Here is a 17,050-nt window from a genome sequence, read left to right as displayed (position 1 = left end):
ATGGTACTGGCAGACAGAATGCGGCTTGCCAACACCCGGCAGCTGCTGCGGGCCTTTGGCGGCCTGAACGAGACCTACGGCTGCTCGGAAGCAGAGTACAGCGCCGGAGTAAACTTTTCTGCCCGGGATTTCCCCGCCCTGAGCACCCGCACCCCGCGCCGCAAACTGCGGGCGCTGACCGGGCTGAACGGGATGTACCACCTGAACGGTCTGCTGACGGTCTGCGGGCGGGATATCACCTATACCCCGGACGATGCCGCGGCCCCGGCGGTGACGAAGGCGGACGCCGTGACCGATGGCCGCAAGGCGCTGGTGGGCATCGGCACAAAAATTTTGATCTTCCCGGATAAGCTGGCCTTTGATACGGCAGACGGCAGCGTGACCGCACTGGGGGCGCTGTGGACGGCGGCGGACAAAAGCGTGACCTTTGCCCCCTGCGATGCCGCAGGCAAGACCTATCAGGTGGAAGCCTTTGGCAGGGACGAGCCCGCCGATCCGGCAGACGGACAGCTGTTTTTAAGGGTGGAGGATGCCGACCATCCGTGGCGGTACGACAGCACGCTGGAAATGTACAGCAAAAACTCCGGCAGCTGGGCGGCCATCCCGCTGGAATACTGCCGCATCACGGCGGCAGGGCTGGGCAAGCTGTTCCGGCAGTGGGACACCGTGACCGTGCAGGGCGCAGCTGCCGAGACTGCGGGGCAGAGCCCGGAGCTGAACGGAGATCAGATCGTGTATGACATGGGCGAGGACTGGCTGCGGGTGCGCTGCACCCCGCAGGGCGAGTATTTTTACGGCACACTGGTGCAGAACGCCGCCGCCGCGCAGTGGCAGAGCATGGACGGCAAGCAGCACCGCAGTGTGGATGCCGCACAGACGGTATCCATGGAGCGCCGGGTGCCGGAACTGGATTTTGTGACCGAGTGCGACAACCGGGTGTGGGGCTGCAACAGCAGGGAGAACGTTATCTACGGCTGCAAGCTGGGCGACCCCACCAACTGGTTCAGCTACCGGGGCATCGCTGCAGACAGCTACGCCGTCACTGTGGGCAGCGACGGCGCCTTTACCGGGGCGGCTTCCTGCATGGGCTATGCGCTGTTCTTCAAGGAGAACACCCTGCACAAGCTGTACGGCTCCAAGCCTTCGGATTTTCAGCTTTCCAGCCTGCGCTGCCGGGGCGTGGCAAAAAACGCCGCCCGCAGCCTGTGCGTGCTGAACGAGACGCTGTATTATCTCTCGCCGGACGGGGTCATGGCGTGGGACGGCAGTCTGCCCACCAAGGTGTCCGGTGCGCTGGACGCCGCAAAGCTTGCCAACGTGCAAAGCGCCGTGGGCGGTGCGCTGGATGGCCGGTACTATCTGCACATCTCCCGGGAGAGCGCGCGTCTGCTGGTCTACGATACCGAGAAAGGGCTGTGGAGCGAGGAGGACGTCTGCTCCTGCGATATGACCAGCACCGGCGGGCAGCTTTATCTGTGGGACGGGCAGGCGCTGTGGGCAGCAGACCCCACCCGCGAGCCGGACTGGCAGAGCACCGATGGCGTGGAGACGGACATCCCCTTTGAACTGGTCACAGGCGATGTGGGACTGGACGGCACCGAGCAGCGGTACCTCTCCCGGCTGACCTTGCGTCTGGACGCCGAACGCACCAGCACGGTGGAGGTGGCAGTAAGCTATGACGGCGGCGCGTGGGAGACGGTGGCCACCCTTGCCGCCCAAGGCCGCCGCCGCAGCTATGACCTGCCTTTTGTGCCCCGGCGGTGCGGGTCGCTGCGGCTGCGGCTTCGTGGCAAAGGACAGATCACCCTGCGCAGTCTTGTGCGCACCATCGCCCCGGCAAAGGGAAAATTATGGGAGGAGGATACCTCATGGCAAGCATGAACGGCCTGAGCAAGCTGGGTCTGCCCAAGCTCAGCGATAACATGGACCCGGAGGATGCCCGGGCACTGCGCAGCTATCTGTACCAGATGCAGGAGCAGCTGCAGTATGTACTGACCAATCTGGATACGGAAAATATGTCCGACACCCTGCGCAGCAAGCTGCAGGGATTATAAGTACGAAAGGAGAATTTTATGGCATCCAAAAAGAAGGAGGAACTGCTGCAGCCGGACGTGCAAACGCAGGCACAGCCTGCTGCGCAGTCCGCTTACAGCACCGAGGGGCTGGACAGCCGCGCCGAAGTGGAAAAGGCTATGGCAAACGCCAGCTACCGCCCCAGCCAGCAGGTGACCGATGCAGCCAACGCCCTGAAGCAGTGGCAGCAGAACCGCCCCGCAGACTACCAGAGCAGCTATCAGGACAGGATCAACGAGCTGCTGGGGCAGCTGCTGGAACGGGAGAATTTTCAGTACAGCTACACCCGCGACCCGCTCTATCGCCAGTACGAGCAGCTGTATACCCAGAACGCCCACAACGCCAGCGCGGACGCGGCGGCGCAGGCGGCTGCTCTGACCGGCGGCTATGGTTCCAGCTATGCCACCAGTGCGGCGCAGCAGGCTTATCAGCAGCAGATCGGCGGGTTGGCAAGCGCTATCCCCGCCTTGTACAGTCTGGCGCTGGATACCTACCAGAGCGGCGGCGAGGAGCTGGTGACCCGGCTGGAGCAGCTGAACGGACAGGAACAGAACGCCCAGAGCTTATATGACCGGCAGCTGCAGGACTACTACACCCAATTGCAGCAGAAGGGCGATGCCTACAACGATGCCTACGCCAAGGACTACGGTCAGTATCAGGAGCACCTGAACCGGCTGGACACCCTGCACGGCTACTACACCGCGCAGGAGCAGGCGCAGATCAGCCAGCGTCAGCAGGCTTTTAATAATGTTATGACCGTGCTGGGCGTCATCGGGGATGTGGTGCAACTGGCCATCAGCGGCACCACCGGTCTGGGCAGCTTAGCGGGCAGTCTGCTGAACACCGGGTACAACATCTACTCCGGCAACCGCGCCTACGAGGCCGAGCGCGCCGACACCCAGTGGAGCCAGCAGATGCAGGAGAAGCAGCGTCAGGACGCACTGACCCAGCAGCAGTACGACAACACCGCCAGCGAGCGTGCCTATCAGGACGCGCTGAAGCAGCAGGCCTTCAACAATAACGTGACCAGCCAGAAGCTGAACATCGCCAAGGGCGAGTGGGCGCTGAAGCAGGCGAATGCCCAGCAGAAGGCCGCACAGGCTGCCGGTAAGGCGGCGGCTGCGGGCACAAAATCCGGCAGCTCCGGCAGCGGCGGAAAGGCCACCGGCAGCAGCGGCTCTGCTTCCGGCGGCAGCCGCAGCACCGTCAGCGCCGGGGTGCCCTACACGGCAGCGCTGCTGCGCAGTCAGGGCAAGAGCGAGGTAGCCATCACCTCTGCCCTGCGGCAGGAGGGCTACACCCCCGCCCAGATCGCAAAGATCCTGCAGGAGATGAATCAATAAAATAAAAATCTCCCCGGCAAAGCAGCTGCTTTGCCGGGGAGATTTACCTTTATGGTATATTTTGAGCCCACTGGACACCCCACCAAATAAAAAAATCCGCTGTGAAAACAGCGGACAGTAGTCACCCCGGTAGACATTCCTGAAGATTGGGACCCGCGGGCTAATCAAGGCCCCACTGGGGCTTTGATTGCGTCGCTTTGCGCCGCCGCCCTGTTCGAGCCCACCGGGCACCCCACCAAATAAAAAAATCCGCCGTTGCAATGCAACAGCGGATTTTTTGGTGGGGTGCCCAGTGGGACTCGAACCCAAGAAATTACTATCTACCGTTGAAAACTGGCTGCAAAGAGTGTGGCGTAACGTGCGTTTTATCCCAATGACATACACACTAAAAAGGGCAAATATCAAGGCTGGAAGGTGACAGTGTGGTAAAAAGTGGGGTACAGATTCAGCCCTCGCCAAGCAGTTTATCAAAAGCAGCGTTCACGGCCTGGGCGATGTTCTCAGCGTCACCGGTGAGGGCATGGCCGTACACGCCGAAAGTGTCCATGTCCTGGCTGTGGCCCACAAGGCCCTTCACTTCACCCGCCGGGAGCGTCTTTGCAACGCTGACGAAGGTGTGGCGCAGCTCATAGGTGGAGATGGTCACAATGCCGTTTGTGCGGCAGTAGGCCCACCACCGCGTGTGATAGTGGTGCTGGTTGTTGATCCTGAACACGCTGCCGGTGTTGCCGGTGATCTTGTGTTGATCCTCCAGCACGGCCCACGCTCTGGCGGAGAGTGCAAAGGAGCGGACGGCGTTCTGGTTCTTGCCTTGCGTCTCCTCGCCAAGCTGGTTGATGGAACGGCAGATATACACCACGCCGCCGTGCACATCTTCCCAGCGCAGGCCCAGCAGCTCACCCGGGCGCAGGCCGGTGAGGACCTGGAACCGATAGGCGTTGATATAGGGGTCGGGCACGCGCTGGCGGTTGAATGTGGTGGTGTCTGAGTTGAACAGCACCGCCAGTTCATCGGGCTGTAATACGTTCTTGCCCTTGTACCGTGCCCCGGCGGGGATCGTCAGTTCTTCCGGTTCGTAGGCTGAAATTTTGCTTTTGCGGCAGTACTTGCAGAATGCCCGCATATCGGCTGCAATGGACTTCAAGGTTTTGCGGCTCTTCCCGGCAGCGTGGGCCAGATTGAGCACGTCTTGCAAATCCTGATCGGTGAGGCGGTCAACCTTCTTTGCGCCGATGACCGGCAGCACCCAGACCCGCCAGCGGCTTTCTAGTGGCCGGTAGTTGTCCGTTGAGGTGGACAGCTCCACCGAACGCAGCCAGAGTGCGCCAATGTCCGCCACACGCGCACCTTTGGCGCAAACGCCGCTGTCTAACCATGCGTCCGCTTTGGCGTTCGCTTCTCGCTGGCCTGCGCGGCCCTGTGTGCTGCTGTAAAAATACCGGCGCTGTCCATCCTTCTGCACAGCAATGCGCCACTGTTTGCCGTTCCAAGTGGCTGTGTTCGTTCGTTTACCCATGTGTGTTATAACCTCCTGAGTATAGCTTGAAAAGCCTGCTCAGAAAGGGTATAATACCAGATGTGAGGGTGGTATTGTCCTTCGTGGGCAAGCTATCTATCAAAAGCCGTTCCCGGTTGCCGCCGGGGGCGGTTTTTCTGTTTTATTGTGCAAATTGTATAGTGCTGTGGTGCTGATCGGGGGAGATCGGCAGCCCCGGCGGGGTCAAAATGCACAAACAAGGGCGTTCCCGGTTGCCGCCGGGAGCGTCCTTTTACTTTTTGTCGGGGAAAAAATCATCAATTTTTCTTTGTTTTAGCCGTTCCAATTCAAAAGTTAAGAAATCATCTGTCAGTACGTCCAGCTCTTGCAATTCGTGTTCGGTGATTAAAAGGGTGCCGTCTGGGTATCTAATCCAAAGATATGCGTTTTCTTCGTCAAAACCGATATCATGCCCAGTAAAAAGCAACTTGCTTCGAATATGCGTAGTTCTTCGTGGGTCGTCTGGCGCGGAAAGATCAAACAGATTTTTGTGAAAAGAATCGACATTGACACCAAGTGCGTGAGCGATTTTTTCCAGAGTGTTGTACTTTGGGTTTCTTATTCCACGTTCATATTGGCTGATGTTCTGTGATGTAGTACCGACTTTTTCGGCAAGTTGCGCCTGTGTCAGGCCTGCTTTTTCTCTAGCCGTTTTGATTTTTTCGGCTACGCTGTCATTGCCCATGTGCATTACCTCCCTATTCAACAGAATATCACAAGTCTAAGAAAAATTCAATTGAGTTTCAAAAAAGGTTCTTGACAAACTCAAAAGAACTATTATAATGCAATATAGAAACTCAATTGAATCACGCCGCACACAGGAGGAACACATCATGAAACGACTGAACATCACTTACGACACCGCAGAGATCGAGAACGGCGAGAAGATCACCGGCGAGACCTGTTACACAGTTGAATTCGCAGACGACCGCGTGGCGGATCGCCTGTTGGATCATGGCACATCTGGCGTTGCCGTCGCTGAGCTGGAAAAGCTGCTGCGCGTGGTTGAGCGGTTCAAGGGCCGTTGCTACGTTCCCGGCAGTATCAAGCACTATGAGCTGGTGAAGGAGGGCTAAACAATGAAAGAGACTATTACTGCTGCAGAGCTGGAAGACGCAATGAACGCTGTTTTGAAGCAGGCCCGCAAGATGGAGGATTCCGACGTGTACGAGGAACGTCGCCATGGCTTCGGTATGGAAAGCGCGTTGACTGCTCTTGCGATTTATCTTAACGCGTAACCCGCCTGATAATGGCCCCCGGCAAGGGCCGAAACGCTCCAGTGTGGAGCGTCGCGGGAGCCAAAAGACCCGTAAACAAACGAAAAGGAGTGGTTTTTACATCATGGCAAAGTCGATTATCCTTGACCGTGTTGCGGTCATTGCAGAGATGGCCCGCCAGGACCTCACCACGGAGGAGCTGAGCCGCAAGGCAGGCGTTGGCCGTTCTGCTATCAGCAAGGCCCGCATTGGTGGAGCGATGTGGCGGACGACCGCCGGGCACATCGCCGACGCTCTGGGCGTTCCGCTGGAGTCGCTCAGGCTGCCGCCGCAGGAACAGGAGGTGCACCATGTTGAGCGCCAGCAGTAACACCGCCGTCCCGGTGGCACCGTATGGCCGTTTCCAGCAGATACCCTTCTGGCGGCTGCGTGCCCTGTTCCGGGAGCGCGGACTGTACGACGAAGACGTGGCCGCGCTGACAGGTATCACGGTGCCCACTCTGGGCCGCAGAATGCGCGGCCACATCCCATGGCAGGCGGACGAGATCGCCGCCGTCTGCCGCGTCGTGGGCATTCCTAGGGCAAGCGTGGGGGAGTTCTTTTTCCCTGACCTGCCCGACACAAACGAAAACACCCCGGCGGACTGACCGCCAGGGCGAGAGAACAACAAAAATTTTGGAGGGAAACACCGTGAAGATCATCGAGAATTTTGTCCGCCCTGTTACCGTGGAGCAGCTCAACGGCGAACTGTCCGGCATTGGTGCCCAGCTGATCGACGTTGTGCAGGCAGGCCCCGAAAGCCTGATGCTGTACTTCGACCACGTTGACGGCGCTGCCGACTGCCTGCGCCTGAGCGCCCAGCGCGGCCCGCAGGGCGCGCCGACTCTGGCCGTCGAGTACCTGCCCGCTGAGAATGAGAACGCCCAGCAGGAGCCAGCAGAGGGCGTGCAGGAGACCGACGCAGAGTAAAAACAAAAATCCCCTCCTGACGGCAGATCAGGAGGGGACCACATGGGCGGAACGGGTTACGCACGGGTCAGGAGGAACCCTTCCGCCTCCCAGTATACCACACTTTGGAGGGAAAACGTTATGGATTCTTTGAATTTGAAGCAGAAAATCACGCTGGTGGCCTTTGAGGTCGATTACTACGACCGCAGGGAAGTAAAGCCCCGCACGCTGCACCATGAGCGTGTCGTGCTCAACGGTGGCCGTTTGAACGCGCTGGATCGTCTGGGCATTCGGCCCGCGTCCTGGATCGTGCAGCAGTTTGAGACCCAGGGCTTCGCGGTGCAGCAGGTCAAGAAGGGCCAGAGCATGGACGCGCAGGTGGACCTGACCGCCCTTTGGAGTAAGACCGCAGCGGAAAAGGCACTGCACCGCCTGGGAGCGAACGTTGCCCAGATCGTCAGCGGGGGAGGGCAGCACGCATGAAAAACTATCAGGAGGTCCCCGGTTGGGGTCGTCCGGTGTTCATCCGCAAGGGCAGCAGTTTTGACTGCGTTGTGTGCATGACTCTGGGCGCGGTGCTGGTTACGGTGCCGCCAGATATGAGCCGCTGCCAAGCTATCAAAAAGGCTCTGACGCTGGCAGCAGCGGCCGACCGCGATTACAGGGCGAAAGCCACCAAAGAAGGGAGCGAGGCAGAATGACCCCAGTACATACCTATGTGCAGCCGGATTTCTGCGCGGTTATGCCCGACGACAGCATGACCGGCGCAGGCATTTACAGCGGCGACCTTGTTTGTTTTGTTGCCTGTGACCATGTGGCGAGTGGAAAGATCGCTGCTGTTTGCATTGGGGATGCTCTTGTTGTTCGCCGCGTCAATAACGCCGGGTCCTGCCTTGCTCTCACCCCTGAAAACCCGGCGTACTCCTCCACAATCGTTGACGGATCCGCTGAGAATGTGGAGCTTCTGGGCCGACTGGTGGAGGCACGGCACATCCTTGACGAGGACGCAGCCGCCGATATGCCGCCCTGAGCGGCTTTTGTCCGACTACATACACCGCATAAACAGGAGAAAAAGATGCAGGTTTTTCACTTATTCACAGCAGACGTGCGCGGGGATCGCTGGAACACGGTGTACCCCCGCGCCGTCGAGATCAACACACTGGCGCAGCTCCAGCAGGCCGCGCAGTACGACCATGTGGGGGCGGCGTTCAAGGACAATCGCCGCCAGAACGAGGGCTTTTTGTGGGCTGATTGCCTGATTGCCGACGTAGACAACGCCGCCGGTGATGTGGTAGAGCCCGCCCAGATCGTGGACGACCTGCCCGACGTGCAGCACTATATCCTGTTCAGCCGTCACCACCTGTTGGCGAAAGGCACGGCCCCGGCGGTGCCCCGGTTCCATGTGTTGTTTCCCATTGATCGCACTGAAGACCGGGAGCAGCTGGAAGGGCTGAAGCGGGCCCTGTGCAGCCGCTTTCCGTACTATGATGGTGCGTGTGTGGACGGCGCACGGTTCTTCTTTGGCACTGAGCAGCCTCAGGGCGAGGCCGTGGACGGCCTTTTTACTCTGGACGAGGTGCTGGACCCTGAGACGGAAATCCCGCCGGAGAAGCCTGCAGCAGCCTTTGCGGACATTATCCCGCAGGGCAGCCGAAACCACACCCTGAGCGCCTACGCACTGAAAGTGCTCAAAGCCAAGGGCGCGGACGATGGCACGGCCCGCCAACTATTCGACGCAAAGGCCGCGCAGTGCGTGCCGCCGCTGGACGACGCGGAGATAACGACTATCTGGCGGGCTGCTGTGAGGGCCTACAAGGCCAAAGTAGCCAGTAGGGCCGATTATCTGGACCCGACAGCCTACGCGCTGCAGGGCCTTCAGGAGGGCAGCACAGACGCGGCAGGCCTACGACCCTCCGACTACTCAAACCTTGCCCAGGCGCGTATCTTCGAGCGCCGTAATGCAGGCGAGGTGCTGTATAATGCCGGTCTGGGCTGGCTGGTCTGGGATGAAAGCAAGTTCACCGCCGATGAGTCGGCAGCGCACCGCCGGTTCCATGCCCTGACTGATGCGCAGATCGTACAGGCCCGCGAGGAGGTCAAGGTAGCAGCCGCCGCCAGGATCGAGGACAGCAGCAACGCCAAAGCAAAGCAGGATGCCGCCAAGGCGTTTGCAAAGTTTGTCATTGCCCAGCGCTCTGGTGCTGCGATTCGGGCCACACTGGGCGAGGCACAGCACCTTTGCGACGTGCCTACAGAGAAGTTGGACAGCAATGCGTTTTTGCTGAACTGCCCTGGCTGCACCGTGGATCTCAAGACCGGCAAGGCACGACCGAATGACCCGGCGGACAAGTGCACCAAGGCGTGCGCGGTGGACCCGGGCAGCACGGGCGCGCCCCTCTGGCTGGACTTTGTGCGGCGCTTCACCTGCGGCGATGCTGCGCTGGCGGAGTACCTCCAGAGGGTAGCGGGCGCTGCTGCAGTCGGGCACGTCTACCAAGAACAGCTCATCATTGCATACGGCAGCGGTGGTAATGGCAAATCGACCTTTTTCAATGTGCTGGCGCGTGTTCTGGGTAGCTATGCGGGCACTCTGAGCGCCGACGCGTTGACGGCGAACCCGAATCGGAACAAACTGCCCGAACTGGCGGAACTGCGCGGCAAGCGGCTTGTACTGGCTGCAGAGCTCGAGGAAGGCACGCGGCTTGATGTTTCCATGCTCAAGCGCCTGTGCAGTACGGACGCGGTGCACGCTGAACCGAAGTATAGACAGCCGTTCGAGTTCATCCCGTCGCACACCTGCGTCCTTTTCACAAACTTCTTGCCCAAGGTGGGCAGCTCTGATGCTGGCACATGGTCGCGTCTGGTGGTGGTGCCGTGCCGTGCGAAGTTCCGCAACGAAGCGGGCGAGGTCAAGGACTACGCCGGGCACCTGTTCGACCACGCAGGCGGCGCGGTGCTGTCCTGGATCATCGAGGGCGCGCGCCGGTTCATTACGGCGGATTTCAAGCTGGACCCGCCGCCCTGCGTCCGCGAGGCGGTGGAACAGTATCGCCAAGAAAACGATTGGCTGGCCCACTTCCTGGAGGACTGCTGCGAGATCGGCCCCGATTACAGCGAAAAATCAGGCGTTGTTCTGGCGACTTATCGCGAGTGGAGCACACGCATGGGTGAGTTTCCCAGAAGACAAGACGAGTTCAAGGCCGCTTTGGAGGGCGCGGGCATTCGCTGGAAGAAAACAAAACAGGGCAATTTCTACCGTGGTTTGAAACTCTTGCCTGAGTGGTTCTGACTCTTGTTATAGGCTAAGGGTGGAGGACAACGGAGGACAAACCGGAAACTTTTCTAAAGAAAATTTAGTGTTCTTTATAGGGTTTTACCTATTGTCCTGCACTGTCCTCCACCTAAACGACATAACGTCATTTTTTGTGATTCGTAAAACTGACCCTGACCGCCGCGCGCCCACTGGCGCAGGGCGCCAGAGCTGGCCCTGCCCAGCGCGGCAGACAGGGGAGAAGAGGGCGGCAGAGACCGCCCCGAAAGGAGTGTTTTATGGTACCTTCACGCTTTATCGACCAGGACGTTGAGGTGTTTGTGGAGATCTTCGCGGTGCCCACCAAGGGCGAGCTTTTCGACTTCAGCGTGCAGCGGCGTTTTGAGGTCACGGAGCAATGGTTTGGTGAGATGTCCGCCATGCCGGTGTGCCCGGATCGGAACCATTATGGCACGGCGTTTGCTCCCTCAGACGTTGCGGTGCTGCTGCTGCAGGCTGGAGTGCTCCAGATCCCTGAGCGTCGCAGTTGGTGTGTGCAGTACGCTGGAAGCGGCCAGTATTTCGACAGCAGCAGAGATGCACTCGCATATTGCCGGAAGCGCTGGCCCGCTGAAATGGCGAGGTTTACCAAACGTTTGCACCTGGGTGCGTCGCTGGATATTTCGCCCTCCAGAGCGGCAGCGTTTGAAGAGAACAAGGCAAAGCTCCAGCCCTGGAAGGATCGGGCTGACGCTCTGGCGGAGCAGATCCGGAACAACAACGCCGCCCCGACGGATGGCTGAACATCTGACAAGTTACCATATTTTACCGTGAAAGAGGTGAGTGTTTCTGTTATCAGCAAAACAGCGTCGAGCACTGGCGGCTGTGCTTTCCAGCCCCTCCCGTGCCGCCGCGGCCCGTGCCTGTGGCATGAGTGAAAGCACCCTGTACAAGCTGGAGCACCAGAACGAGGAATACGCCGCAGCTCTTTTCGCCGGGCGTGATGCCCAGATGCAGGAGGCAGTGCAAAGCCTGAGCGCCTGCACCGGTGCTGCTGTGGAGACTCTGCGAAAGATCGTGGACAACCCCAGTGCATCGGATATCAACAAGATTGCTGCCGCGCGGGCGCTGCTGGAATTCGCTCTGCGCTTCTCCGACAGCGCAGGCGGCGCAACGGTGCCCACTGTGGTACTGATCGATGACGTGCCCCGTGTGGCCCCGCAGGGGATCCTGGGCGCAGGTGGCGAGAACAACGAACAGGAAGGAGATGTGAACGGATGACACCAAGCGCAAAGAACTTTCCCATCATCGAACGTGTGGATGAACCGGATCTGACGCAGCCAAGTTTCTGGACGGCCCAGCGTTACCCGACGACCGACGAGCAGTTTCCGCTTGTGCAGATCGTGCAGGTGCGCGCCCCCTATGGCGTTGTGACCGCCTGGCAGGTCTGGGCAGGCCTTGGAAAGTGGGCTTTCCATACTGAGGTCGAGGCTCTGAATTTTGCCGCCAAACGCTTTGGCGTAGGTCCTTACGCCAACAAGAACACAGATAAATGAAAGAATGAGAGGTACAGACCATGAACCAGAATGCAAACTTTATCGACGATGCCCGCCAGATCGTGCGGGATTACTTCGAGCAGCGCGTGCACTATGAGAGGATTATGGAACGCGCAGCAGCTGGCCGACGCTCTGGCGCATACACGGAGGACTACGAGCGCGGCGTGCGGATCGACTGCGAAAACGCTATGATTAACCTCCGTACCGTTGCTACTGCCCGTCTGGGCCAGCTTGAGCAGGAGTTTAAGGAGGATCTGTTGAAGCGTACCGCGCCCAATGGTGCAGAGCTTGATAGTGCAGATTTTCGCCTGCTGAGTAGCGGCCTTCCCATGAGCACCGCCGAGTTTTCCGCGCTGTGTGAGCGCAACGCCAGCAATGAAACGGTGCTGCGCGCTGCTGGCAGCTATGCAGCCCAGCACGACATGATCCCCTATTTCCGCCAGTACTACCGCACGCCCACCGAGCGCGTGGACGCATTCAGCCACATCATCAAGACTGCCCGCGTCGCTCTGGACGCTCAGCGCCAGTACTGCAGCGCCCTGGACCCCAAGCACTGGGCCTGCGTCACTGGCGACGATGCTAAAGTGATCGGCCCTAGCGCTGATTACTACAAGGGCAAGACCGGCAGCAGCTCCACCACATGGAGCGCTCGGGACAGCACCATTAACGGCGTCGTCTGAGCCCTGAAAACCCCGATTTTTGCCCAAGTGTGGTAAAAAGTGGGGTATAAACAAGAAAAAGCACCTAGAAACTTTCGTTCCTAGGTGCTTTTTGGTGGGGTGCCCAGTGGGACTCGAACCCACGGTCTCCAGATCCACAATCTGGCGCGTTAACCGACTACGCTATGGGCACCACATAGATGCGCCCGAAGGGACTCGAACCCCCGGCCCACTGCTTAGAAGGCAGTTGCTCTATCCACCTGAGCTACGGGCGCACGTTGTTATCCCAATGGGTTCCATTATGGCGGCAGTTCTGTGTCGGCACAGGCTGCGAGAGAAATAATACCATACCCATCGCATTCTGTCAAGGAAAATCTGAAAAAAGTTTCAACTTTTTTGCCCTGTGGGCAAAAACAGACGCTCCGGCGTGCACAAAACGGCCTTACAGCAGCCACATTCCGGCAAAGCCCAGCACAAAGCCCAGCACAAAGCCGCACACCACGTCCCGTACATGATGCACCCCGGTGAGCACCCGCAGACAGCAGATGAGCAGGGCAATGCCCACCATCACGCAGCCCGCAGCGGGGTAGAAATACAGCCACACCGCCGCCAGCACGGCGGCGCTCAGCGCGTGGCGGGAGGGCATGGAGTGCCCACGGCTCTCTTTTGCCACCAGCGGGGTAAAGCCGGGCTGCTCGTAGGGGCGGGGAAAGTGCAGCCGGCTGCGCAGCAGCGTGCCGCCCCAGAACACCAGCCCCGGCACAAAGACGGAACGGGCGATGAGCACCATAAAGTCCAGCGCGGCCTGCTTCTGGGTGAGGAACAGCCGCGAGAGCCGGACGTTCAGCAGGCACAGCAGCACCGGATAGCACACAAAGGGTACCAGCGGCAGCCACCGATCCAGAAAAACGACCAGCCGCTTTACAGCCGGGTGGGTGTTGAACCAGTGATAGATGGGCTTATACTGTTCGGCGGTCAAAGCAGCTCTCCTCCTGTCGGGTCGGACATCAGAAGCAGGTGTCCAGATAGTTTTCCACATCAAAGGGCTCCGGGGTGGAATCCTTGCGCAGGTACAGCGGGTGGTGCGGGTGTCCCTTTTTGCTGCGCTTGCCAAAGGTGACCCACGGGATCTCCCGCTCCCGCGTCAGGGCTACCATCTCCCGCATCAGACCGGGCAGGTAGTCCCGCTTTTCGATCAGGGTGCCCCATGCCGCCCACATGGTAGGCTCGGTCTGCGCCAGCACGGCCTGCAGCCAGCGCAGGTTTTCATCGCACAGGGCGCGGTCGGGGGTCTTATCCATATCGTTGGGGTCGGTGGCGCGCTGGGGGTAGACGTTGAACATGATCCAGCTGTCAAAGCCGTTGGCGGCGGCCAGACGCTCCACACTTTTTAAGGTGGGGTCCAGCGCGCCGGGCTGGGCGGTGCTGGGGTTGATGCCGATGCACACCAGCGGGTGCCTGCCCACACGCCCCAGAACATAACGGTAGTTTTGGTAGGTGTGGGGCTCGTAATACCATACGCCGCCGGCGTATTCGCCCGCCTCAAGCACGGGCAGAGAAACGGTCTGCATGATAGTAAACTCCTGTCGGTTTTGAATGTCGTTATTATCGTACCTGAATCTACCGGGAAAATCAACAGTTTTAGCCCCAAAATACTGCCTTATTTCTGTTTTTGTGGTATACTGGGGGTGTTCCGGTGCGGCAGGGGGACTGCGGCACCGTGTTTATAGAAAAAAGGAGTTCTTATGCTGGAAGATTATAAAAGTGCACTGCGCGCAGGGCAGCGCGCCTATCGTGCCCGCATAGCCCGCGGCCAGTCGCCCTATCTGGCTGTTCTGGACGATGTGCTCAAGGGCGTGGATATCGTGGCGCAGGAGCCGCTGGGTCTGGTGGAGATCCCATCGGACAGTCTTGTGGGCACCAAGACCAGCGGACGGCACACTGCCTTTTCGTATGACTTTATGCCCTTGCTGGAGCCGGATACCGAGTTTGCTGTCAAGTGGTCGAACCTGTGCGACGCGCATCTGGAAGAGGGCATCCATACCCCCATCATCGCCTTTGAGTACATGAACCAGTTCTATGTGCAGGAGGGCAACAAGCGGGTCTCGGTGCTCAAGTATTACGGTGCCGTCAAGATCCCGGGCACGGTCACCCGGCTCATCCCCGCCCGCACCGACGAGCTGGAGAATAAGATCTACTACGAGTTTCTGGATTTCTATAAGCTGTCCAAGGTGAACTATGTGCATTTCTCCAAGCTGGGCGGCTATAGCAAGCTGCAGACGCTGGTGTGCAAGGCCAGCGGCGAGGCATGGTCGGAGGATGACCGGCTGAACTTTGCAGCTTTTTACACCATGTTCCATCAGCAATTCGAAGCCTTGGGCGGCACGTCCATGGGGCTGACTACCGGCGATGCGCTGCTGGTGTACCTGTCGGTGTATCGCTACTCCGACACCTACGACGCCACCCCTGCGCAGGTGCGGCAGAACCTGGAAAAGCTGTGGAACGAGGTAAAGGTGCTTACCGAGCCCCACGGTGTGGAACTTTCGCTGGATCCGCCCAAGAGCCCCGCAGAGCCGCTTTTGTCCAAGCTGAATATCTTCAGCCCCAGCAAACAGCCCAGTGAGCTGCGGGTGGTGTTTCTTCACGAGTACAACGCCAAGATCAGCGCATGGGTGCGTGCGCATGACGAGGGGCGCGAAGCGCTGGCTAAGGTTTTCCCGGACAAGGTGTATATCAGCAGCTACGAGGACGTGAACCCGGAGGTGGACGCGGAGCAGGTGCTGGAGGAGGTAGCCCACAACAATGCAGACGTGGTGTTCACCACCAGCGTACGGATGTACAACGCCTGCCTGAAGGTGGCGGCGCAGCACCCCAAGACCCGTATCCTGAACTGCTCGCTGAACGCGCCGCACCCGCTGGTGCGCACCTACTATCCCCGCACCTATGAGGTGACCTATCTGCTGGGGATGCTGGCCGGCATCATGACCAAGACCGGGCATATCGGCTATGTGGCGGCAAACCCCGTGTATGGCGTGCCCGCTGCGATCAACGCCTTTGCACAGGGGCTGAAGAGCGTGCGCCCGGCAGGCCGTATCCGGCTGCGCTGGGCCTGCCAGACTGATGCAGCCCACCCGCTGGATTTTGCCGACTGCCCGGAGATCGACATGGTCTACGCCCGGGACAGCCGGGAGCCCGCCGATACCAACCGGGACTATGGTCTGTGCCGCAAGCTGCCGGACGGCAGTTTGCAGCCGCTGGGGCTGCCGATCTGGCGGTGGGATACCTTCTATGTGGAGATCGTGCGCTCCATCTTTGACGGCAGCTGGGACAACGCAGCCACAACCCGCGCAGTGAACTACTGGTGGGGTCTGCGCAGCGGCGCAGAGGATCTGGAGTATCAGGAAACACTGCCCAGCGGTACGCGGCAGCTGCTGGATCTGCTGGAAACGCTGCAGGGCTCGGATAATGTGCACATCTTCCCGGAAAAGCTGTATGATAACGAGGACAACCTGCACTCCCCGGAGAATAGAGTTTACAGCCCCAAAGAGCTGATGGAGATGGATTGGCTGGATGCCTGCGTACACGGCAAGCTGCCCCATTACGATGAACTGGACGTCAAGACCCGTACCGTGCTGGCGATCAACGGACTGGACAACGTAAAGGGTCTGGAAAAATGAGCCGGCCTGACCGGAGACAGAATGGAGCATACGAACGTGAAAATTCTTGCCATCTCAGATGTCCCGTCCAAGGCGCTGTGGGACTATGACACCCGCGCCCGGCTGGAAGGCATCGACCTGATCCTCTCCTGCGGGGATCTGCCCAAGAAGTATCTGGAATATCTCACAAACTTTACCGCTGCACCTATCCTGTATGTGCACGGCAACCACGACGGCAGCTACCAGACCGAGGGCGAGCCCGGCGGCTGCATCTGCGTGGACGATCAGGTGTACACATGGAAGGGGCTGCGCATCATGGGGCTGGGGGGCTGTCAGCGCTATAATAAAGAGGACACCTACCAGTACACCGAGAAAGCCATGCGCCGCCGTGCGCACAAGCTGGAGCATCAGGCGCACAAAAAGGGCGGCATCGACCTGCTGCTGACCCACGCCCCGGCAAAAGGGCTGAACGATGGGGACGACTGTGCCCACAGGGGCTTTGAGTGCTTCAACGAGATTTTGGATGAGTACCAGCCGAAGTGGTTCATCCACGGGCACATACACCTGAATTATGATGCAAAGCTGCCCCGGGTATGCACCCGCGGCAACACCACCGTCATCAACGCCACCGAGCGCTATGTGTTCGAGATCCCGGATCCGGACCCGGCAGAAGAGCGTAAGACCCTCTGGCGGATGCTGGGGTTCTGAGTGACTGCTGCCTATGCAAAAAAAGACACCGCACAGCTGTGCGGTGTCTTTTTTGTTTATGGAGCCTTATTGTGGGAATGGCGGGCGCGGCAGCAGTGCGGTG

General features: G+C 59.5%; 22 protein-coding genes and 2 tRNA genes. 18 read left to right on the top strand and 6 right to left on the bottom strand.

All coding sequences use genetic code 11. From position 1 onward, the window contains the following. Genes WMO20_RS06955 through WMO20_RS06945 form a run of 3 tightly spaced genes read left to right on the top strand, consistent with a single transcriptional unit; the run spans window position 1 to window position 3,416 of the window. Window positions 1–1,881, top strand: coding sequence for a hypothetical protein (locus tag WMO20_RS06955; RefSeq protein ID WP_349186235.1), 1,881 nt, complete (start codon window positions 1–3; stop codon window positions 1,879–1,881). Then, the gene (locus tag WMO20_RS06950) at window positions 1,869–2,054 is read left to right on the top strand and encodes a hypothetical protein (protein WP_112090412.1); all 186 of its coding nucleotides are present in this window, start codon (window positions 1,869–1,871) and stop codon (window positions 2,052–2,054) included. Before WMO20_RS06955 ends, WMO20_RS06950 begins: the two co-directional genes overlap by 13 nt. Before the next feature lie 18 nt (window positions 2,055–2,072). Continuing rightward, a complete protein-coding gene (locus tag WMO20_RS06945) occupies window positions 2,073–3,416 on the top strand; it encodes a cell envelope biogenesis protein TolA (RefSeq protein WP_349186234.1) in 1,344 nt (447 codons plus the stop codon). A 445-nt stretch (window positions 3,417–3,861) separates the two neighbouring features. Here WMO20_RS06945 and WMO20_RS06940 read toward each other — a convergent pair whose 3' ends face one another. Then, entirely contained in the window at window positions 3,862–4,932 is a 1,071-nt protein-coding gene (locus WMO20_RS06940) for a tyrosine-type recombinase/integrase (RefSeq protein WP_349186233.1), read from the bottom strand. Between the two features lie 253 nt (window positions 4,933–5,185). Continuing rightward, the gene (locus WMO20_RS06935) at window positions 5,186–5,638 is read right to left on the bottom strand and encodes a helix-turn-helix domain-containing protein (RefSeq protein ID WP_349186232.1); all 453 of its coding nucleotides are present in this window, start codon (window positions 5,636–5,638) and stop codon (window positions 5,186–5,188) included. Between the two features lie 148 nt (window positions 5,639–5,786). Here WMO20_RS06935 and WMO20_RS06930 point away from each other — a divergent pair, with 148 nt between their 5' ends. The 13 genes from WMO20_RS06930 (at window position 5,787) to WMO20_RS06870 (ending at window position 12,604) form a co-directional block, all read left to right on the top strand. Next, complete coding sequence (locus WMO20_RS06930; RefSeq protein WP_349186231.1) at window positions 5,787–6,029, top strand: hypothetical protein; 243 nt, start codon at window positions 5,787–5,789, stop codon at window positions 6,027–6,029. A 3-nt stretch (window positions 6,030–6,032) separates the two neighbouring features. Next, entirely contained in the window at window positions 6,033–6,191 is a 159-nt protein-coding gene (locus tag WMO20_RS06925) for a hypothetical protein (protein ID WP_349186230.1), read from the top strand. A 103-nt stretch (window positions 6,192–6,294) separates the two neighbouring features. Beyond that, window positions 6,295–6,540, top strand: a complete 246-nt coding sequence (locus tag WMO20_RS06920) for a hypothetical protein (RefSeq protein WP_349186229.1) — start codon at window positions 6,295–6,297, stop codon at window positions 6,538–6,540. Then, the gene (locus WMO20_RS06915; protein ID WP_349186228.1) at window positions 6,521–6,817 is read left to right on the top strand and encodes a helix-turn-helix domain-containing protein; all 297 of its coding nucleotides are present in this window, start codon (window positions 6,521–6,523) and stop codon (window positions 6,815–6,817) included. The genes WMO20_RS06920 and WMO20_RS06915 overlap by 20 nt, the downstream gene beginning before the upstream one ends. A 43-nt stretch (window positions 6,818–6,860) precedes the next feature. Then, complete coding sequence (locus WMO20_RS06910) at window positions 6,861–7,139, top strand: hypothetical protein (protein ID WP_349186227.1); 279 nt, start codon at window positions 6,861–6,863, stop codon at window positions 7,137–7,139. A 120-nt stretch (window positions 7,140–7,259) separates the two neighbouring features. Continuing rightward, window positions 7,260–7,601: a hypothetical protein gene (locus WMO20_RS06905; protein WP_349186226.1), complete on the top strand. Its 342-nt coding sequence runs from the start codon at window positions 7,260–7,262 to the stop codon at window positions 7,599–7,601. Continuing rightward, window positions 7,598–7,819, top strand: coding sequence for a hypothetical protein (locus WMO20_RS06900; protein ID WP_349186225.1), 222 nt, complete (start codon window positions 7,598–7,600; stop codon window positions 7,817–7,819). The genes WMO20_RS06905 and WMO20_RS06900 overlap by 4 nt, the downstream gene beginning before the upstream one ends. Then, a complete protein-coding gene (locus WMO20_RS06895) occupies window positions 7,816–8,148 on the top strand; it encodes a LexA family protein (protein ID WP_349186224.1) in 333 nt (110 codons plus the stop codon). The genes WMO20_RS06900 and WMO20_RS06895 overlap by 4 nt, the downstream gene beginning before the upstream one ends. A 45-nt stretch (window positions 8,149–8,193) precedes the next feature. Then, window positions 8,194–10,407 (top strand): phage/plasmid primase, P4 family, encoded by a 2,214-nt coding sequence (locus tag WMO20_RS06890; RefSeq protein WP_349186223.1) that lies wholly within the window; start codon window positions 8,194–8,196, stop codon window positions 10,405–10,407. Between the two features lie 260 nt (window positions 10,408–10,667). Continuing rightward, window positions 10,668–11,171 carry a hypothetical protein gene (locus WMO20_RS06885; RefSeq protein WP_349186222.1) on the top strand — a complete coding sequence of 168 codons (504 nt, stop codon included), beginning with the start codon at window positions 10,668–10,670 and terminating at the stop codon, window positions 11,169–11,171. 127 nt (window positions 11,172–11,298) lie between these two features. Next, window positions 11,299–11,649 (top strand): hypothetical protein, encoded by a 351-nt coding sequence (locus WMO20_RS06880; protein WP_349186221.1) that lies wholly within the window; start codon window positions 11,299–11,301, stop codon window positions 11,647–11,649. Next, entirely contained in the window at window positions 11,646–11,924 is a 279-nt protein-coding gene (locus tag WMO20_RS06875) for a hypothetical protein (protein WP_349186220.1), read from the top strand. Before WMO20_RS06880 ends, WMO20_RS06875 begins: the two co-directional genes overlap by 4 nt. 188 nt (window positions 11,925–12,112) lie before the next feature. Continuing rightward, a complete protein-coding gene (locus WMO20_RS06870; RefSeq protein WP_349186219.1) occupies window positions 12,113–12,604 on the top strand; it encodes a hypothetical protein in 492 nt (163 codons plus the stop codon). A 95-nt stretch (window positions 12,605–12,699) separates the two neighbouring features. Here the strand turns inward: WMO20_RS06870 and WMO20_RS06865 are convergent. From WMO20_RS06865 to WMO20_RS06850, 4 genes are all read right to left on the bottom strand, one after another. Further along, a tRNA-His gene (locus WMO20_RS06865) sits at window positions 12,700–12,776 on the bottom strand. Between the two features lie 8 nt (window positions 12,777–12,784). Next, window positions 12,785–12,858, bottom strand: a tRNA-Arg gene (locus WMO20_RS06860). Window positions 12,859–13,025: 167 nt separating this feature from the next. Next, window positions 13,026–13,562 carry a phosphatase PAP2 family protein gene (locus WMO20_RS06855; protein ID WP_112090414.1) on the bottom strand — a complete coding sequence of 179 codons (537 nt, stop codon included), beginning with the start codon at window positions 13,560–13,562 and terminating at the stop codon, window positions 13,026–13,028. A 28-nt stretch (window positions 13,563–13,590) separates the two neighbouring features. Beyond that, window positions 13,591–14,154, bottom strand: coding sequence for a DUF1643 domain-containing protein (locus tag WMO20_RS06850; protein WP_349186218.1), 564 nt, complete (start codon window positions 14,152–14,154; stop codon window positions 13,591–13,593). A 174-nt stretch (window positions 14,155–14,328) separates the two neighbouring features. On the opposite strand from WMO20_RS06850, the gene WMO20_RS06845 reads away from it, so the two are divergent. Continuing rightward, window positions 14,329–16,260, top strand: a complete 1,932-nt coding sequence (locus WMO20_RS06845; protein WP_349186217.1) for a BMP family ABC transporter substrate-binding protein — start codon at window positions 14,329–14,331, stop codon at window positions 16,258–16,260. 21 nt (window positions 16,261–16,281) lie between these two features. Beyond that, window positions 16,282–16,947: a metallophosphoesterase family protein gene (locus WMO20_RS06840; RefSeq protein ID WP_112090417.1), complete on the top strand. Its 666-nt coding sequence runs from the start codon at window positions 16,282–16,284 to the stop codon at window positions 16,945–16,947. Window positions 16,948–17,050: the final 103 nt, after the last annotated feature.

The sequence above is a fragment of the Faecalibacterium intestinale genome, from assembly GCF_040096575.1.
Lineage (GTDB): Bacteria > Bacillota > Clostridia > Oscillospirales > Ruminococcaceae > Faecalibacterium > Faecalibacterium intestinale.
The sequence above is the reverse complement of the archived record's forward strand: the minus strand, read 5'-3'. Positions and strand labels throughout refer to the sequence as shown.